This is a genomic window from Streptomyces sp. ID05-26A (assembly GCF_033794685.1).
In the GTDB taxonomy this organism is placed as follows: domain Bacteria; phylum Actinomycetota; class Actinomycetes; order Mycobacteriales; family Pseudonocardiaceae; genus Lentzea.
In genome coordinates this window covers 46334-63558 of sequence record NZ_JARAYZ010000009.1, presented here as the reverse complement: position 1 = coordinate 63558, position 17225 = coordinate 46334, and the positions used below count along the sequence as shown (strand labels likewise).

Below are 17225 nucleotides of genomic sequence, written 5' to 3'. Positions count from 1 at the left end.
CAGAAGTGACCGACACCGTCGGAAACACCGCGCAAAGGGATCCGTTCGACTTCCCGAGGAGATGGGAGGCCGACGTCGTCCTGAGCGACGGCCGCACCGTCCACCTGCGCCCGATCACGCCGGACGACGCCGACGAACTGCGGGAGTTCCACGGGCGGCTGTCGGAACGGACGCGGTACTTCCGGTACTTCGGGCCGTACCCCCGGATCCCGCAGCGCGACCTCGAGCGGTTCAGCACCGTCGACCACCACGACCGGGTCGCGCTCATCGCGCTCCTCGGCGACGAGATCGTCGCGGTCGGCCGGTTCGATCGGCTCGTCGGCGAGGGCCATCGAGGGGACAGCGCGGAGGTCGCGTTCGTCGTCGAGGACGGGCACCAGGGGCGCGGGCTCGGCAGCATCCTGCTCGAGCACCTCGCCGCCGCGGCCCGGGAGGTCGGGCTGGCGCGGTTCGAGGCCGAGGTGCTCGCCGAGAACGGGCAGATGGTCCGGGTGTTCCGCGACGCCGGTTACCAGGTCAGCAGGGCGTTCGAGGAGGGCGTGCTGCACCTGGAGTTCGCGATCGACCCCACGGACGAGTCCGTCGCCGTCGCCAGGGCCCGCGAGCAGGCGGCCGAGGCCCGCAGCGTGCACAACCTGCTGCATCCGAGGTCGGTGGCGGTCATCGGCGCGTCCACCGACCCCACCAAGATCGGGCACGCGGTCCTCAAGAACCTCCTCGAAGCCGACTTCAACGGGCCCGTCTACCCCGTCAACGCCGAGCACCGGGCCGTCCGGGGGGTCCGGGCCTACCCGACCGTGCTCGACATCCCCGACGACGTCGACCTCGCCGTCATCGCCGTGCCCGCGGCCAGCGTCGACGAGGTCATGGACGGGTGCCTCGCCAAGGGCGTGAAGGCGCTCGTCGTCGTCAGTTCGGGCTACGGCGAGACGGGGCCTGACGGGCTGTCGGCCGAACGCAGGCTCGCGGCGGAGGCGAGAGCGCACGGCATGCGCGTCGTCGGTCCCAACGCACTGGGCGTGCTCAACCTGGATCCGAAGGTCCGCCTCAACGCGAGCCTCGCCCCGAAGCTGCCGCAACGGGGCCGCGCGGGCTTCTTCTGCCAGTCCGGCGCCCTCGGCACCGCCATCCTCGCCAACGCCGCCGGCTGGGGTCTCGGCCTGTCGACGTTCGTCTCGGCCGGCAATCGCGCCGACGTCTCCGGCAACGACCTGCTGCAGTACTGGGAGACCGACCCGGCCACGGACGTCGTCCTGCTCTACCTGGAGTCGTTCGGCAACCCGCGCAAGTTCGCGCGCCTCGCGAGAAGACTCGGTCGCACCAAGCCCATCGTCGCGGTGAAGTCCGGCCGCCACGCCGTCGTCCCCGGTCTCGCCGCCACCGGCGCGAAGGTCGACGAGGCGAGCGTCCAGGCCCTGTTCGAGCAGGCCGGCGTGATCCGGGTCGACTCGCTGGCCCAGCTGTTCGACACCGCGCTCCTGCTCGCCCACCAGCCGCTGCCCCAGGGCAAGCGCGTCGCCGTCGTCGGCAACTCCACCGCGATCGGCCTGCTCGCCGCCGACACGCTGCTCGCCCAGGACCTGGACCTCGCGTGCGACCCCGTGGACGTCGGCGCCCAGGCCACCCCGGAGGAGTTCGCGAAGGCCGTTCAACAGGCCCTGGACCGCGACGACACCGACGCCCTCGTCGTCGTGTTCGTACCCCCGATCGCCGTCCCCGGCGCCGCCTACGCCCGCGCGCTCAAGGAAGCCGCGCACCGCACGAAACCGATCGTCTCCACGTTCCTCGCGGTCGAGGGCATCCCGGACGAGCTGAAGATGCCCGGGAAGGGCTCCATTCCCAGCTACGCGAGTCCCGAACGCGCCGTGCTCGCCCTGGCCCGCACCGTCCGCTACGCCCGCTGGCGCGCGGCGCCGCAGGGCACCTTCGTGCGGCCCGAGGGCATCGACCTCGATCGCGCGAGGTCCATTGTGGACGACGTGACGAGCGAGGTCCGTCTCGACGACCGCAAGGCCGTCGAACTGCTGGAGTGCTACGGCATCGACGTCGTCCCGTTCCGCATCGCCCAGAGCGAGGAGGAAGCTGTCGAGGCGGCGGACGAACTCGGCTACCCCGTCGCGATGAAGGCCACCAGCGAACGCCTGCGCCACCGCACCGACCTCGTCGGTGTCCGCCTCGACATCGCCCAGCGCGAATCGGTCAAGGCCGCCTACCACGACCTCGCCGCCCTCTCCGGCAAGCCGGGCGTGTACGTGCAACGCATGGCGCCCAAGGGAGTCAGCTGCGTCCTGGGCCTGCAGGACGACCCGAGCTTCGGCACGCTGGTCTGGTTCGGACTGTCGGGACTCGTCAGCGACCTCCTCGGCGACCGGGCCTACCGGGCGGTACCCCTCACCGACACCGACGCGGCGGAACTCGTTGCCGCGCCGAAAGCAGCGCCTCTGCTCACCGGATACCGGGGTGACGAACCAGCGGACCTGAAAGCACTTCAGGAATTGGTACTCCGTTTGGCGGCACTGGCCGAGGACCTTCCGGAGGTGCGTTCGCTCAAGCTCGAACCCGTTCTTGCTTCTGCCGCAGGGGCTTTCGTGAGCAGCGCCCGCATCGTCATCGGCCCGCCCCCGTCCCTGCACGACGCCGGTCCGCGCCGTCTCCGGTGACCACGGGACTGATGAGTTACCGCAACGATTCCGATGTTTCATTCGCGTAGAAGTATGGACATGCGTCCTTTCGCCGCTTAGGTTTCCGGCATCACCGGGCAGCGCCGACCATCATGCGCAGGCGCGCGCCCGTGGAATAAACGCTGTGGTGGATGACCGCTGTAAGAGGGACGAATGACGCCGAGAGCACTTCTCCGCCTGGTCGCGGCAACATGTGCGGCCGTGCTCCTGCTCGCCTCGTGTGCGGGCGGCGGCGGGTCGGGCATGGCCGCCAAGGTCGGCTCGAGCGACCGCATGATCATCGCCGTGTCCTACGACCAGCCGGGACTGTCCGTGCGCAGGCTCGACGGCAGCTACCGCGGGTTCGACGTCGACGTCGCCAAGTACATCGCGAACGAACTGGGCGTCGCCGAGCAGGACATCACCTGGAAGGAAGCGCAGCCGGGCAACCGGGAGACGCTCCTGACCAGCGGTGAGGCCGACATGGTCGTCTCCACCTACTCGATCACCGACAAGCGCAAGCAGATCGTCGACTTCGTCGGCCCGTACTTCGTCGCCGGCCAGGACCTGCTGGTGCGCATGAACGAGAGCCGCATCGACGGCCCGAAGTCGCTCAACGCCAGCCTCCGCCTGTGCTCCACCGCCGGCTCCACGTCCGCCGAGTACGTCCGCGACCAGTTCGCGAAGGACGTGAAGATGGTCGAGTACGCCAAGTTCAGCGACTGCGTCACGGCGCTGCTCGCGGAGAACGTCGACGCCGTCACCACCGACGACGTGCTGCTCGCGGGTTACGCCGCCCAGAACCCCGAACTCCTGCGGGTCGTCGGCGACCCGTTCAGCAAGGAGGAGTACGGCGTCGGCCTGCACCGCGACGACCCGGGCAGCAAGGCCAAGGTCCAGGCCGCGATGCAGAAGATGATCGACACGGGCGCCTGGCGCAAGTCGCTGGAGCAGAACATCGGATCTTCCGGCTACAAGATTCCCGACCCGCCGAAGCTGGCCCCGTGATCACACGGGGCGTCACGTAGGCTCACGCCACGTGAACCGCGTCCCGCCGCACCGCGCTGATCGACCCGTTCGCGCGGGCATCCCCGAACACGGCCGAGTCCCGCGTTACTACGCGGTCAAGGCCGAGCTGTTCGACCTGGTCGAGAACCTCGGCGAAGGCACCGTCCTGCCGTCCGAACGCGAGCTCGCCGAACGGTTCTCCGTGTCGCGCGTCACGCTCCGCCAGGCCGTCAGCGAACTCGTGCTCGAAGGCAAGCTCATCCGCCGCCAGGGCAGCGGCACGTTCGTCGCGCCGCCGAAGCTCGTCCAGCCGTTGTCGCTGGTCAGCTACACCGAGGGCATGCGCAGGCAAGGCGTCGAGCCGAACCGCACGGTGATCACGGTCGAGGAGCTCGGCGCCGACGAGGGCCTGGCCCGCGACCTGATGCTCGAACCCGGCGACCCGATCGTGCACCTCGAACGCGTCCTGCTCGCCGACGACGAACGCATCGGCCTCGAATCGACGTACCTGAGCCTCGGCCGCTTCCCGGACCTGCTGGAGAAGCTCGACCCCGCCGGATCTCTCTACGCGTGCCTCACCGAACGCCTCGGCGTGCGTTTCGCCGAGGCCGAGGAGCGCGTCGAGACGGTGCTCGCCACGCCCCGCGAGGCGCTGCTGATCGGCACGAACCCGGCGCTGCCCATGCTGTTGCTGCACCGCGTCTCCTACGACGTCGACGGGCACCCGATCGAACGTGCCCGGTCGCTCTACCGGGGTGACCGGTTCAGCTTCGTCGCGAGGCTGCACGCCGACCGCTAGTCCGTCGTGACGCTGCTTGTGTTGCATGGACAGGGTTTCTGCCTCCGAAGCGGCACCCACTGCTTGCGGATGTCCAAGGTGGACGGAGTGCGGGGGCGACGGGAACCGGCTCGGCGGGCTCGGGCAGAGCCGCGACGTCACCCAGCCCACGCGCGTCGTGCTCGGCCCGTCCCGGGATCAACCGGCGGGACTCTCGAAGTCACCGCTGGGGTCGACCCGACCGGCCGGACGGATTTGGAAGACATCAAACGACTTGGCGCCGATCGGCGAGCCGGATCCCTAGCCGACGCAACAGAATCACGCGCGCAGAGCCTTCCTTTCGGGCCCCAACGGATACCTGCTGTTCGCCTATGACGCCGTCGGCGTTGTCGCGCCAGACCTCCGTTGGGGCGTCAAGGAAAACCCGCGATGAGGAGCTGTGCACTTTGCGTGACTTCCCGGGCGCGTCCGGGAGGCTGACGGTCGGCCGGACCGGAGCGAGCGGCACGTCCGGAGGCGACCCGGCCGACGAGCTGGTCGTGGGACAGATCGTCAAGCTGGACAACGGTTTCCACGTGTCTCAGTACGCCTCCCGCGAGGGAACGTGACGAGCGGGTGAAGTGACTGCGGGTCACCGGACCCCGTGCGGGTACAGGAAGATACCGCCCGTTCGCACTCGTTTCCCGTCCGAGTTGCGGAGGTACTGTTGTTGTCACGAACTTCAGGACGTCCGCAACGATGCGGTGGAGCGGGGGTGTGCCGTGTCCTTCAAGGCGGAGTTCCTCGCAGAGCTCGAAGACTGTCTGCGCGGCTACGGCGCGGTCCCGGTGAGCAATCCCGATGCGCTGGCGTTGTTCATCGAGTTCGTGCGAGCCCTTCCGGCGAGCGACCAACGGCTGCGCTGCCTCGAAGGTGTCGACCAGGGGTCCGGCTCGTTCTGGAACAACCCCGCGGTGTGGTGGGAGCAGGTGCCGAGGTTCGGCGCGGGACTGCCGCGGTGCGGGTCGGCGGAGTGCCGCAAGCTGCTGGACGACATGCTGGACGAGGCCATCAGCGACGAGATCGACGTCCTCGAGATGGAGATCCGCGAACTGCCCAGCTAGCCGGGCGGGTCCGGACATGCCTGCCGGCGCCGCCACCTGTTACGGCCACGGCGCCGGGGCTTCCAGCACTTATTTGACGGCGACCAGCGACTTGAAGAGTTCCCGATAGCGGTGGAGGGCCAGTCGCAGGTCCTCGGTCTGTGGATCACTGTTTCCCTCGAGCTGCTTGGTGAGGGAGCGGTGCCGGGTGTTCAGTTCCTCGATCGCGCGCGTCACGAGGTCGTCCGCCTTGCGCACGGCGGCCTTCGGGTCGTCGACGAACTCGTACTGCACCGCCTGCCACTCGTCCTCGAGCTTGCCGATCGACTGGTGGCCGGTGCGCTCCGGTTCGGAGCCGCGGTGGTCGGCGCGCTGGTGCTCGGCCCGCTGACCGTCGGTGCGCTGGGCCTCCGCACGCTGGGCATCAGTGCGCTGGGTGTCCGCGCGCTGCGTGGTCTCCGCACGCTGGGCTTCCGTGCGCTGCGTGTCAGTCCGCTGCGCGTCGGCACGCTGGCCGTCAGCTCGCTGAACATCAGTGCGCTGAGCATCGGTCCGCTGGGCCTCGCCCCGCTGAGTTTCACCCCGCTGGGCTTCGGCACGCTGCGTCTCGTCCGCGCGCTGCGACTGCTGCGGCATGCGCTCGGTGTGCTGAGACGTCTGCTGCGGCCTTGCCGGAGTGGGAACCCCAGCGGCGTGAGTCGGTGCTTCAGACATCGGTCTTCTCCTTCCGCACGGCTTCCCTGGTGTCCTTGCTCGGTCCCGCCCCGTGTTCGAGCAGGTCGGTGAACAACTCGCGGTAGTGCACCATCGCGGTGCGCAGGTCCTCGGTGCTCGCTTCGCCGATCTCCTGGCGCTCCGAGATGTCGTGCGCCTTGCGGTAGTGCTCCAGCGTCTTCGCGTGCTCGACGGACAGAACGCTCAGCTGCGCCTCGTAACCCTCGGTGGGGTATCCGCGCTCGGCCATCAGATCGGTCACCAGGCGGTCGGCGTCGGCGATGGCGCTCTCCGGCGAGTCGACGAACTTCGCCTGCACGGTCGCCCAGTGCCGGCGGTAACTGTCCTGCGCCGTCGGGGAAAGCGGCTTCAGGTCGAACTCGCTGTGGCGGTGCTCCCGCTCGGCGAGCTCCTTCTCCGCGGCCGTTCTGCTCTCGCTGTCCGTGACCGCGCGGTCGTATTCAGGGCCGAAGCGGTCGCGCAGCTTCTTGCGCTGCATGGCGGGCCTCAGCACGATCGCGAGGATCACCAATGCCGCGACGATCGCGACCACAACGCCGATGATGGCGCCCGTTGACATGGAAAACCTCCAAGACAGGCAAACTCTCTGGCTGTCCGGGAGGCTTCCCGTTCACTCACAAGGGAAACATCAACCCTTGATACAAACCACCTGCTTGAGCTTGGCGACCACCTCGACCAGGTCGGACTGGTTCGCCATCACGGCGTCGATGTCCTTGTAGGCGCCCGGAATCTCGTCCACGACGCCGGAGTCCTTGCGGCACTCGACACCACTTGTCTGGTCGGCGAGATCCTGCGTCGTGAACGTCTTGCGGGCCTTGTTGCGCGACATCCTCCGGCCGGCACCGTGCGACGCCGACTCGAACGAGTCGGGGTTCCCGAGCCCGCGCACGATGTACGAACCGGTGCCCATGGAACCCGGGATGATGCCCAACTCACCACGGCCCGCGCGGATCGCACCCTTGCGCGTCACCAGCACGTCCTCGCCGAAGTGGTTCTCCTCCGAGACGTAGTTGTGGTGCGCCGAGATCGGCTCCTCGAAGGCGATCCGCGGGAACTCGACCCGCAGCACGTCGCAGACCAGGCGCAACATGACCGCGCGGTTGCGTCGCGCGTAGTCCTGAGCCCAGTACAGGTCGTGACGGTACGACGCCATCTCGGGCGTGCCCGAGAGGAACACGGCGAGGTCCGGGTCCGGCAGCTCGGCGTTGTGCGCGAGCGTGCGCGCCACCGCGATGTGGTGCTGCGCCAGCTCGTTGCCGATGCCACGCGACCCGGAGTGCAGCATGACCCACACCCGCTGGTCGCCGTCCAGGCAGACCTCGAGGAAGTGGTTGCCGCCCCCGAGCGTGCCCATCTGGTGCATCGCCTTGTCGGCGCGCGCCTTCACGACGGGCGTGAGGTCGTCGAACTTCCTCCAGAACGTGCCCCAGTCGGACGCGTCCCTCTCGGTGAACGCGGTCGCCTTGTGCTGGCCGAAACCGACGGGGACCACGGCCTCCATGCGGGACCGCAGCCCGCGCAGCGTGGCCGGCAGGTCGCTCGCCGTGAGCGAGGTGCGCACCGCGGTCATGCCGCAGCCGATGTCCACGCCGACGGCCGCGGGGGAGACGGCGTCGCGCAACGCGATCACCGAACCCACCGTGGCGCCCTTGCCGTAGTGCACGTCGGGCATGACCGCGATGTGCTTGAACGCCCACGGCAGCGAAGAGATGTTCTGCAACTGCCGCATGGCGAACTCCTCGACCTCGTCCGGTCGAGTCCACATTCGGATGTCCACGTTCTGGCCGCGGACCACGGTTGCTGCCATGCCCACGAGGTTAGGCGGCGTTCACCTTGCTCCACAAAGGAGTTTCGCGGGGAGTTTCCGCGCCAACGAACTCCCACGCGCCCTTGCGCACCTTCGCCTTGCGCATGTCGCCACCGATGTTCGTGACGAACGCCCTCACGGTCGGCAGGTCGTCGACACCAGCGATGAGGATCGCCTTGTCCTGCAACGTGACGCTGCCGCCACCGAGCTTCTCGCGCGCGACGGCGTCGTTGAGCAGGCCGGTGCGGACCTGCTGAGCGGTGATGCCGTCGACCTCGACCTGCACGGCGTCGACCGCGGGCGAGTTCGCGGGCAGGAAGCGGAACGTCAGCACCGACTCCTGCCGGAACTGCTTGCTGATCGTGGACGCGGTGTGGCGCAGGCTCTCCTCGTTCAGCGTGACGTCGAACCTGCGGGAACGTTCGAACGTCGTCTGCTGCAGGTCGCTCGACCAGAACACGCCGTCGAGCAACGTCGACCGGGTGGTGTGGCCGCCGTTGGCGCGCACGATCCCGCGGACCTCGCGGTCGAACCGCACCAGCCGGTCCCGCAGCCGAGGGTCGGCGGGGTCGGTGATGATCGCCGTGTTGTTCGTCGCGAAGATCTCCGGGCACGGCAGCGGCGCCCCTGCCGCCGTGCCGGTGGAGACCGCGAACGCCAGTACCGTCGTGACTGCCACGAGAAGATTTCGCATGGGCCACAAGGTAAGGGGCGACAGCGGCGCCCACACCCGATCCCACATGATTGACAGCCGCACTCAACGTGAAAATACTTCAGCCCATGGAGCGCGTGTGCGTCATCGGGGCGGGGTCTTCCGGCATCGCCGCATGTCAGGTGCTCGGCGCCCGAGGCATCGAGTTCGACTGCTTCGAGACCGGGTCGGAGATCGGCGGCAACTGGCGCTATCTCAACGACAACGGAATGTCGTCGGCCTACCGGTCGCTGCACATCAACACCTCGCGGCAGATGATGGAGTTCAAGTCCTTCCCGATGCCGTCCCGCCTGCCCTCGTACCCGTCGCACTTCCAGATCGCCGAGTACTTCGACGACTTCGTGAAGCACCACGGGTTCCGCGACCGCATCCGGTTCCGGACCGAGGTCACCTCCGTGTCCGTCGCGCCGGGCGGCTACTCCGTCACGACGCGCGATCGCGACACGGGCGAAGAGACCTCGGGCGTCTACCGGTCGGTGATCGTCGCGAACGGGCACCACTGGTCGCCGCGACTGCCCGAACCCGCGTTCCCCGGCTCGTTCGACGGCGAACAGCTGCACGCGCACTTCTACAAGACGCCCGAGCGGTTCGCGGACAAGAAGGTGCTGGTCCTCGGCATCGGCAACTCCGCCTGCGACATCGCCGTCGAGTCGTCCCGCGTCTCGGCGCGGACGTTCCTGGCGATGCGCCGCGGCGCGCACATCATGCCCAAGTACCTCTTCGGCATGCCGACCGACCACCTGACGACCTCGCCGCTCGCCCGCTTCGCGCCGGCATGGATGCAGGCGTTGTCGCTGCGGGTGATGCTGCGGCTGGCCCGCGGCAGGCTCACGGACTACGGCCTGCCCCAGCCCGGGCACGCCATCCTCGCCGCGCACCCGACGGTGTCCGACGACCTGCTCACGAGGCTCGGGCACGGCGACATCACCGTGAAACCGAACGTCGAACGGCTCGACGGGTCCGGGGTCGTGTTCTCGGACGGCTCCCGCGAGGACGTCGACGTGATCGTCTATTGCACCGGTTACAAGGTGGAATTCCCGTTTCTGGATGTAACGGAGTTCCCGGCGGTGTCGTCCGCCGACAACGAGGTGTCGCTGTACCGGCGGGTCGTGGACCCGGCGCACCCCGGGCTGTACTTCCTCGGCCTGATCCAGCCCCTGGGGGCGATCATGCCGCTGGCCGAGGCCCAGGCCGAGTGGATCGCGGACCTGGTCTCCGGCCGCGGCGCGCTGCCCCCGGTGCCGGAGATGAAGGCCGAGATCACCTCGTACCGGGAGGGACTGCGGCGCAAGTACGTGAAGTCGAAGCGGCACACGCTGGAGGTCGACTTCCTCGGCTACCAGCGCGAGTTGCTTCAGGAACGGCGCGCGTGGGTACGGTCGGAGCGTGTCGTCTAGCGCTCAGGTGATCGTCCTCAACGGCGGGTCCAGCTCCGGCAAGTCGGGTATCGCGCGGTGCCTGCAGGCCGTGCTGCCGCAGGTGTGGCTGGCGATCGGCGTCGACACGCTGATCGACGTGATGCCCGCGCGGTTGCGGCTCGGGTCGGAGGGCATCGGGTTCCCAGAAGACCTCGGCGGCGACGTCAGCGTCGGCGCCGAGTTCCGGCTGCTCGAGGACGCGTGGATGGCCGGCGTCGCCGCGATGGTGCGCGCCGGGGCACGGGTGATCGTGGACGACGTGTTCCTCGGCGGGGTCGAGTCGCGGCAGCGGTGGGAGAAGGCGCTGGACGGCCTCGCCGTGCTGTGGGTCGGGGTGCGGTGCGACGCCGAGGTCGCCGCGGGCCGGGAACTCGCCCGTGGTGACCGGGTCGCCGGGATGGCCGAGGCGCAGGCCGAACTCGTGCACCGCGGGATGAGCTACGACGTCGAGGTCGACACCGCGAAAGCCGAGTCGGTCGAGTGCGCGAGGGTGATCGCCGCCCGAGTCGTCTGACGACGAAGAACGGGGCCGCCGACATCGAGTCAGCGGCCCCGCTCATCCAGGAAACTCTCAGTGCACGCCCAGCACTCCGTCGATCCGGCGCGGGATGCCCAGCGGGTTCGCGTCCTGCAACTCCGCGGGCAGCAACGCGTCCGGCCACGACTGGTACGTCACCGGCGCGATCCAGCGGCGGATCGACGTGGCGCCCACCGACGTGTGCAGCGGGTTCGTCGTCGACGGCCACGGGCCACCGTGGTGCTGACCCCACGCCACGGCGACACCGGTCGGCCAGGCGTTGAAGATGATCCGGCCCGCCACGCGCCGCAGGACCTCGGCGACCTCACCGGCCTCCGCGTGGTCCGACTCGGCCGCGTGCACCGTGCCGGTCAGCGTGCCCGGCAGCTTCGCCAGCACCGAGTGCAGCTCCGCCGGCGACGAGTACGTCACGACCAGCGCGGCCGGGCCGAAGTGCTCCTCGGTGAGCTTCTCGAGGTTCTCCTCGAACACCTTCACCGACGTGCTGAACAGCAGCGGCGCCACGGCCCACGCCTCGTCCGGGCGGGTACCCGTCGACACCACGGAGACGAGGTCCGACGCCGCCAGCGCGTCCGTGCCCGCCTTGTAGGAGTCGCACATCCGCTCGTTCAGCATCGCGCCACCCGACGACGCGGCGACCGCCTCGCCCAGTGCGGGCACGATCGACTCCGGCGCGAACACGAGACCGGGGTTCGTGCAGAACTGCCCGACACCCATCACCAGCGACTGCGCGAAACCGGCGGCGATGTCCGGGGTGGCCGCGCCGGGCAGGATCACCGTCGGGTTCACGCTGCCGAGCTCGCCGTAGAACGGGATCGGGTCCGGCCGGCCCTGCGCCAGGTCGAACAGCGCCCGGCCGCCCCCGGTGGAGCCGGTGAAACCGACCGCGCGCACCGCGGAGTGCTTCACCAGCGCGACACCGGACTCGGTGCCGTACACGATCCCGAACACGCCTTCGGGCGCACCGGCCTCGCGCAGCGCGTCGATCACGACCCGCGCGGTCTCGCGCGACGTCGACGGGTGCGCCGAATGCGCCTTCACCACGACGGAACAACCGGAGGCCAGCGCGGACGCCGTGTCGCCACCGGCCACCGAGAACGCGAACGGGAAGTTCGACGCGGAGAACACCGCGACCGTCCCCAAAGGACGGAGAACGCGCCGCAGCACCGGCCGCGGCGGGATGATGTCCGGGTTCGCCGTGTCCAAAGTGGCCTCGACGTAGCTGCCCTCGCGCAGCACCTCGCCGAACAGCCGCAGCTGGTTCGTCGTGCGCTTGAGCTCGGTGGTCAGCCGCGGCACACCCAGCGCCGTCTCGCCGTCCGCCGTCTCGACGAGCAACGCCGACTCGGCGTCCAGCGCGTCCGCGACCTTCTCCAGCACCACGGCACGATCCGCCGCCGGAACGACCGACCACGCCGAGAACGCGATGGCCGCCGCCGTGGCGATGCGGTCCACCTCGCTGTCGGGGGTCTTCGCGACCGGTTCGCCGTACGGCTCACCGGTCCGCGGGTTGTATCCCTGCACGCCGTGGCTCAACGCCCTGCCTCCTTGACTGCCGTGTCGAAATCGGGGCCGCACCAGACCCCGCCCACGTACCTCGCCGCGGGCGACGAGGGGTCGAGCTCGCCGTGCTGCTCCAGCACGGCGGCCGCGTACACCTCGGAGTCGTCCTGCGGCTCGTAACCGAGAGCGCGGGCCTCGTCGAGCGAGAACCAGCCGCGCTTGTTGTCCGAAACACCCCACACCACGCGGAAACCGGGTGACGGGGCGGAAAGACACGCCTCGAACAGGCGCGCGCCGTCGTCCGGCGACATCCACGTCGACAGCATCCGCACGTCCTTCGGCTTCTCGAAGCACGAACCGATGCGGATCGCGATCACGTCCATGCCGTAGCGGTCGGCGTACAGCGAGCCGAGCGCTTCCAACGCCACCTTGGACACACCGTAGTAGGTGTCCGGGCGGGGGAACGCGTAATCACCCGCCTCGCCATCGGCCCGTTCGACGTAACCGACGGCGTGGTTCGAGCTGGCCAGGATCACCCGGCGGACGCCGGAACGCCGTGCGGCCTCCAGGACCGTGTGCGTGCCGTCGATGTTGACGCGCAGGATCTTGTCCCACGACTCCTCGAGGCTGTGGCCACCGAGGTGGATCACCGCGTCGACGTCCTTCAACGCCGCTTCCATCGCGGCCATGTCGGTCACCGACGCCTCGACGAGTTCGACGTTCTCGCCGTCGGCGGCCGCGGGGAGCTCCGCGATGTCCAGCAGCCGCAGGAGACGGCCCTCCGCGGCGAGACGGGAACGCATTAGCGTTCCCACCCCGCCACCGGCGCCGGTGATCAGGATGCGTGCGGTCACGGGTGGGAACCCTCCGTCTTCGTTCGGGTGTGTCTGCACAAGCTCAGCGACCGAACTGGCGGAGGAGTTCGGTGATGGTCCTGGCGGCGTCGAGCAGGGCGGAGATGACCTGCCGCTCGTGCTCCGGGGTGAGCCTGCCCAGCGGGACCGAGCAGCTCATGGCGTCGAGAACGGGGTTGCGGTAGGGCAGCGCCACCGCGAAACAGCCCAGGCCGGGAGTGTTCTCCTCGCGCTCGTGGGCGTAGCCGACGTTGCGGAACCCGGCGAGCTGCTCGTGCAGCGCGGGCCGTTCGACCACGGTGTTGGGCGTCAGCGGCGCCAGCACCTCGGGGAGGAGCAGGTCCACCTCCTCCGGCGTGCGCGTCGAGAGCACGGCCTTGCCCAGCGACGTGGAGTGCGCGGGCAGCCGGCGGCCGACGCGCGAGACGACGCGCAGGTGGTGCTCGGACTCGCGGCTCGCGAGGTAGACGACGTCACCGCCGTCCAAACGGGCAAGGTGCACGGTCTCGTTGATGTCCTGGCGGACCTGTTCCATCACGCGGATCGCCGCCCGCACAACGGGGTCGTGGTCCAAATAGGACGTACCGACGAGCAGCGCGCGCACGCCGATGCCGTAGGTGCCCCGGTCCGCGTCGACCTCCACCCAGCCGCGCGCCACCAGCGTCTGCAACAGCATGTACAGGCTGGACTTCGGATAGCTGAGCTCGCGGTGCAGCTCGGTGAGCGTCAGCCTGCGGTCTGACGCGGACAGCACTTCGAGCAGCTCCACCGTGCGGTCGGCCGACTTCACCGCGCCCGGACGAGCTGTGCCCTTGTCGATCGGCGACGCCACCTGACCTCCTCGAAACAGGAAAGCAACTTGCCCTTGACACGTTGCTGTCCTGATTCTTACAGTCCTGCACCAGGTTCACAAGTACGACCCAGGTTCACATATCTGAACGCGAAGGGCTTCGACGATGCGCCGTAGAACTGCCACAACACTTGCCACGCTGGGCGTGGCCGCGCTGCTCGCAGGCTGTGGCAGCAGTGGCAACACGGCGACGTCGAGCAAGGACCCGAACAAGCCTCTGGAGGTGTGGACCCGCTCCACCGAGGCCACCGCGAAGGTCTACGAGAAGATCTTCAAGTCGTTCACCGAGAAGACCGGTGTGCAGGTCGACTACAAGCCGATCTTCAACGACTTCGACAAGCAGGTGCAGCAGCGCGCCGCGTCGAAGGACCTCCCCGACGTCGTCATCACCGACACCGGCTCGCTCGGCAACTTCGTCAAGCAGGGCTGGACGACCGAGGTCAACCGCGACGACATCGCGGGCGGCGCCGACGTCGTCGACCGCGCGTGGAACAACGGGAAGGGCTCGGATGGCAAGTTCTACGCCATCCCCTACTCCACCCAGGCGATGGTGACGCTCGTCCGCAAGGACTGGCGCGAGAAGCTCGGCAAGCCGATCCCCACCACGTGGGAGGAGCTCGACGACCTCGCGAAGGCCTTCACCTTCGGCGACCCCGACGGCAACGGGCAGAACGACACCTACGGCATGCTCGTGCCCGGCACGACCGACCGCGGCTACCTCGCGTGGTGGGCGTCCAGCTACATCTGGCAGGGCGGCGGCGACATCCTCGAGGACGAGGGCGACGGCAAGTTCCGCGTCGGCATCGACTCGCCGGAGTCGACCAAGGCCGTCGACCGGCTGCGCAAGCTCTTCTGCGAGGACAAGGTCATGCAGCCCGGCTCGCTGACCCTCGGCACGAACGACGCGCACCCGCTGTTCGAGTCCGGCAAGAGCGGCATCTACCTCACCGGCCCGTACATGATCGGCCGCTTCGACAAGTCGATCGGCAAGGACAAGTACGAGGTCATCGCGTCGCCGAAGGGCCCGGCCGGGGCCACGGTGCTCGGCGAGGGCGAGAACATCTACCAGATGGCCGGCTCCGCGAAGACCGCCGACCAGAAGAAGCTCGCCGAGTACCTGATCACGTCCGAAGCGCAGCAGGCCGGCATGAAGGGCGACCCGCAGCCGGTCGTGCGCCTGCCCGTCAACAAGACCGTCGACGTCAACGCGACGTACAAGGACCCGCGCTGGGCGACGGTGGCGGGTGTGTACTCCAGCGAGGCGCGGCCGTTCCCCAGCGTCCCGAACTTCGCGCCGTTCCGGCAGAAGACCTCGGAGACCCTCAACTCCATCTTCGCGAAGTGCCCCGCTGACTCCTCGGCCGAGCTGAAGGCGCTGGCGGAGTCGCTCAAGAAGGAACTCGAGAACCAGAAGGCGTCGAAGTGACGGCTGTTCAGTCACTCGGCGACACCCGAGACGTGGGCTCGACGGCTAGTGGCGGCGGTGCCGTCGAAACCCACCCCGTGAGGCGGCGCCGCCGGCGCCGCCTCACGGGAGCCAACTTCATCCCCTGGCTCTTCCTGTTCCCCGCCGCGCTGATCTTCCTGGTCTTCAAGTTCATCCCGATGGCCGAGGGCATCCGGCTCTCCCTGTTCGAGGTCCGGCCGTTCCTCGGGGACATCTTCGTCGGGTTCAAGAACTACGCGACGATCCTGCAGGACGAGAAGTTCCTGACCGCCAGCTGGCACACCCTCGTGCTGGCCGGCGGTCAGACGATCGGCGCGATGGTGATCGGCTTCTTCCTGGCGTTGCTGCTCGAAGGCCACACCAAGTCGCTGTGGTTCGTCCGGTCCGCGGTGTTCCTGCCCGTCGTGGCGGCCACCGCGGTCATCGGTGAGATCTGGCGGCTGTTCTTCTACCCGGCACCGGAAGGCTTCCTCAACGAGCTCATCTCGTGGATCGGCCTCGGCCCCTGGGAGTACATCCACAGCACCGACACCTCGCTGGTGTCGGTCATGTTCGTCGGCATCTGGAAGCACGCGCCGTACGACATGGTGCTCATCCTCGCCGGGCTCGCCGGCATCGACCGCCAGCAGTACGAGGCCGCCGCGATCGACGGGGCCTCGACGCCGCAACGGATCTGGAACGTCACACTGCCCGCTTTGCGCCCGGTCATCACGATCCTCCTGACCCTGGCGGCGATCCGCGGCCTGCGCGTCTTCACCGAGGTGTACGTGCTCACCGGAGGTGGCCCGGCCGGATCGACCGACGTCTGGATGACCCGCGTCTACACCACGGCGTTCGAACAGTCCGAAGCCGGACTCGCATCGGCTGGTTCTGTGCTGTTGTTCCTGGTTACCTTGATTCTGACGGTCAGCGTGCAGTGGTACCGCCGCAGGAGGGAAGCGCGATGAGCACCGTGAACTCAAGCCGCTTCGACAGCGCCATCGGCTGGTCCGCCCGCCCGGACGCGTGGGTCAGCAAGGGCATCCGGTTTCTTTTCAGCGCCCTCGCTGTAATCCTTTTCTGTGGCCCGCTGCTGGTCATCTTCTCCGGCGCGTTCGACCACAACCCGGACCCGACCAAGCTGTCGGTGATCCCGGAGAACCCGTCGCTGATCAACTTCCAGGTCGCGGCGGAGAACAAGATCTGGCACTACCTGATGAACTCGTTGATCATCGCCGGTGGTGCGCTGCTGTTGCAGCTGTCGGTGAGCGTTTTCGCCGCATACGCGTTGGCGCGCAAGAAGTTCCGCGGTCAGGCCATCGCACTGTTGGTCATCCTCGCCACGATGATGTTGCCGGAGGAGGTCATCGCGATCCCGCTGTCGCTGGTGATCGGAGACCTACCGCTGGTGCACGTGAGTCTGAAGGGCACCCTGCTCGGCGTCATCCTCCCGCTGGGGGCTTGGGGATTCTCCATCTTCGTCATGACGGAGTTCATGAAGGAGATCCCCAACGAACTGGAGGAGGCGGCCAAAGTGGACGGTGCAGGGGAGCTGCGCCTCTTCGCGCAGATCATCCTCCCACTGTGCAAGCCCGCGCTCGGCGTCATCGCCGTGTTCGGCTTCAACATGATTTGGGAGCAGTACCTGCTCCCCCTGATCGTCGCCGCTGACCCCTCCGATTACACGCTCACGGTCGCACTTCTCGCGCTTCGGTCCGACGACATGGTCGGAACGGGCATCGTGCTGGCCGGTGCGTTGCTGGCGCTGGTACCGAGCTTGGTCGTGTACCTGTCGCTGCAGAAGTCCTTCCTGCGTGGGATCACCACCGGAGCGATCAAGGGATGAGTCTGGTT

17 protein-coding genes are annotated in these 17225 nt (G+C 68.4%); 10 read left to right on the top strand and 7 right to left on the bottom strand.

Features of this window, described 5'->3' with window-relative positions; genetic code table 11:
- The first annotated feature begins 5 nt into the window (after window positions 1-5).
- The 5 genes from PV646_RS43130 to PV646_RS43110 all read left to right on the top strand — a co-directional run bounded on the left by PV646_RS43130 (window position 6) and on the right by PV646_RS43110 (window position 5549).
- Entirely contained in the window at window positions 6-2660 is a 2655-nt protein-coding gene (locus PV646_RS43130; protein ID WP_500348791.1) for a bifunctional acetate--CoA ligase family protein/GNAT family N-acetyltransferase, read from the top strand.
- 174 nt (window positions 2661-2834) lie between these two features.
- On the top strand, window positions 2835-3668 hold the full coding sequence (locus tag PV646_RS43125) for a glutamate ABC transporter substrate-binding protein (RefSeq protein WP_500348790.1): 834 nt from the start codon (window positions 2835-2837) through the stop codon (window positions 3666-3668).
- Window positions 3669-3699: 31 nt separating this feature from the next.
- The gene (locus PV646_RS43120) at window positions 3700-4467 is read left to right on the top strand and encodes a GntR family transcriptional regulator (RefSeq protein WP_319978268.1); all 768 of its coding nucleotides are present in this window, start codon (window positions 3700-3702) and stop codon (window positions 4465-4467) included.
- Between the two features lie 425 nt (window positions 4468-4892).
- Entirely contained in the window at window positions 4893-5054 is a 162-nt protein-coding gene (locus PV646_RS43115) for a hypothetical protein (RefSeq protein ID WP_500348788.1), read from the top strand.
- A 153-nt stretch (window positions 5055-5207) separates the two neighbouring features.
- Entirely contained in the window at window positions 5208-5549 is a 342-nt protein-coding gene (locus PV646_RS43110; protein ID WP_093599595.1) for a hypothetical protein, read from the top strand.
- Window positions 5550-5618: 69 nt separating this feature from the next.
- Here PV646_RS43110 and PV646_RS43105 read toward each other — a convergent pair whose 3' ends face one another.
- The 4 genes from PV646_RS43105 to PV646_RS43090 all read right to left on the bottom strand — a co-directional run bounded on the left by PV646_RS43105 (window position 5619) and on the right by PV646_RS43090 (window position 8764).
- Window positions 5619-6242, bottom strand: a complete 624-nt coding sequence (locus PV646_RS43105; protein ID WP_500348787.1) for a hypothetical protein — start codon at window positions 6240-6242, stop codon at window positions 5619-5621.
- Complete coding sequence (locus tag PV646_RS43100; RefSeq protein WP_500348785.1) at window positions 6235-6822, bottom strand: hypothetical protein; 588 nt, start codon at window positions 6820-6822, stop codon at window positions 6235-6237. The genes PV646_RS43105 and PV646_RS43100 overlap by 8 nt, the downstream gene beginning before the upstream one ends.
- Window positions 6823-6891: 69 nt before the next feature.
- The gene (locus PV646_RS43095; RefSeq protein WP_500348783.1) at window positions 6892-8070 is read right to left on the bottom strand and encodes an RtcB family protein; all 1179 of its coding nucleotides are present in this window, start codon (window positions 8068-8070) and stop codon (window positions 6892-6894) included.
- Window positions 8071-8080: 10 nt separating this feature from the next.
- Window positions 8081-8764, bottom strand: a complete 684-nt coding sequence (locus tag PV646_RS43090; protein WP_500348781.1) for a hypothetical protein — start codon at window positions 8762-8764, stop codon at window positions 8081-8083.
- Between the two features lie 86 nt (window positions 8765-8850).
- Here PV646_RS43090 and PV646_RS43085 point away from each other — a divergent pair, with 86 nt between their 5' ends.
- Window positions 8851-10179 carry an NAD(P)-binding domain-containing protein gene (locus PV646_RS43085; RefSeq protein ID WP_500348780.1) on the top strand — a complete coding sequence of 443 codons (1329 nt, stop codon included), beginning with the start codon at window positions 8851-8853 and terminating at the stop codon, window positions 10177-10179.
- Complete coding sequence (gene cpt / locus PV646_RS43080) at window positions 10169-10714, top strand: chloramphenicol phosphotransferase CPT (protein ID WP_500348778.1); 546 nt, start codon at window positions 10169-10171, stop codon at window positions 10712-10714. Before PV646_RS43085 ends, cpt begins: the two co-directional genes overlap by 11 nt.
- Before the next feature lie 57 nt (window positions 10715-10771).
- Here the strand turns inward: cpt and PV646_RS43075 are convergent, their stop codons facing one another.
- From PV646_RS43075 to PV646_RS43065, 3 genes are read right to left on the bottom strand one after another with little or no spacing between them, the layout of a single operon-like run.
- Window positions 10772-12274, bottom strand: coding sequence for an aldehyde dehydrogenase (NADP(+)) (locus PV646_RS43075; RefSeq protein WP_500348776.1), 1503 nt, complete (start codon window positions 12272-12274; stop codon window positions 10772-10774).
- Window positions 12271-13095: an NAD-dependent epimerase/dehydratase family protein gene (locus tag PV646_RS43070; RefSeq protein ID WP_500348775.1), complete on the bottom strand. Its 825-nt coding sequence runs from the start codon at window positions 13093-13095 to the stop codon at window positions 12271-12273. Before PV646_RS43070 ends, PV646_RS43075 begins: the two co-directional genes overlap by 4 nt.
- Window positions 13096-13138: 43 nt before the next feature.
- Window positions 13139-13927 carry an IclR family transcriptional regulator gene (locus tag PV646_RS43065; RefSeq protein WP_500348774.1) on the bottom strand — a complete coding sequence of 263 codons (789 nt, stop codon included), beginning with the start codon at window positions 13925-13927 and terminating at the stop codon, window positions 13139-13141.
- A gap of 124 nt (window positions 13928-14051) precedes the next feature.
- Between PV646_RS43065 and PV646_RS43060 the strand changes: the two genes are divergently transcribed.
- Genes PV646_RS43060 through PV646_RS43050 form a run of 3 tightly spaced genes read left to right on the top strand, consistent with a single transcriptional unit; the run spans window position 14052 to window position 17217 of the window.
- Window positions 14052-15371: a sugar ABC transporter substrate-binding protein gene (locus PV646_RS43060; RefSeq protein ID WP_500348772.1), complete on the top strand. Its 1320-nt coding sequence runs from the start codon at window positions 14052-14054 to the stop codon at window positions 15369-15371.
- A complete protein-coding gene (locus PV646_RS43055) occupies window positions 15368-16339 on the top strand; it encodes a carbohydrate ABC transporter permease (RefSeq protein ID WP_500348770.1) in 972 nt (323 codons plus the stop codon). The genes PV646_RS43060 and PV646_RS43055 overlap by 4 nt, the downstream gene beginning before the upstream one ends.
- Window positions 16336-17217 carry a carbohydrate ABC transporter permease gene (locus PV646_RS43050; protein ID WP_500348769.1) on the top strand — a complete coding sequence of 294 codons (882 nt, stop codon included), beginning with the start codon at window positions 16336-16338 and terminating at the stop codon, window positions 17215-17217. The genes PV646_RS43055 and PV646_RS43050 overlap by 4 nt, the downstream gene beginning before the upstream one ends.
- Window positions 17218-17225 lie beyond the last annotated feature (8 nt).

What these genes read in the sequence shown, in the direction of transcription:
- PV646_RS43125 (WP_500348790.1), top strand. Translation starts at nt 2,835, where the DNA reads ATGACGCCGAGAGCACTTCTCCGCCTGGTCGCGGCAACATGTGCGGCC.
- PV646_RS43105 (WP_500348787.1), bottom strand. Translation starts at nt 6,242, where the DNA reads ATGTCTGAAGCACCGACTCACGCCGCTGGGGTTCCCACTCCGGCAAGG.
- PV646_RS43100 (WP_500348785.1), bottom strand. Translation starts at nt 6,822, where the DNA reads ATGTCAACGGGCGCCATCATCGGCGTTGTGGTCGCGATCGTCGCGGCA.
- PV646_RS43095 (WP_500348783.1), bottom strand. Translation starts at nt 8,070, where the DNA reads ATGGCAGCAACCGTGGTCCGCGGCCAGAACGTGGACATCCGAATGTGG.
- PV646_RS43090 (WP_500348781.1), bottom strand. Translation starts at nt 8,764, where the DNA reads ATGCGAAATCTTCTCGTGGCAGTCACGACGGTACTGGCGTTCGCGGTC.
- PV646_RS43085 (WP_500348780.1), top strand. Translation starts at nt 8,851, where the DNA reads ATGGAGCGCGTGTGCGTCATCGGGGCGGGGTCTTCCGGCATCGCCGCA.
- PV646_RS43060 (WP_500348772.1), top strand. Translation starts at nt 14,052, where the DNA reads ATGCGCCGTAGAACTGCCACAACACTTGCCACGCTGGGCGTGGCCGCG.
- PV646_RS43050 (WP_500348769.1), top strand. Translation starts at nt 16,336, where the DNA reads ATGAGCACCGTGAACTCAAGCCGCTTCGACAGCGCCATCGGCTGGTCC.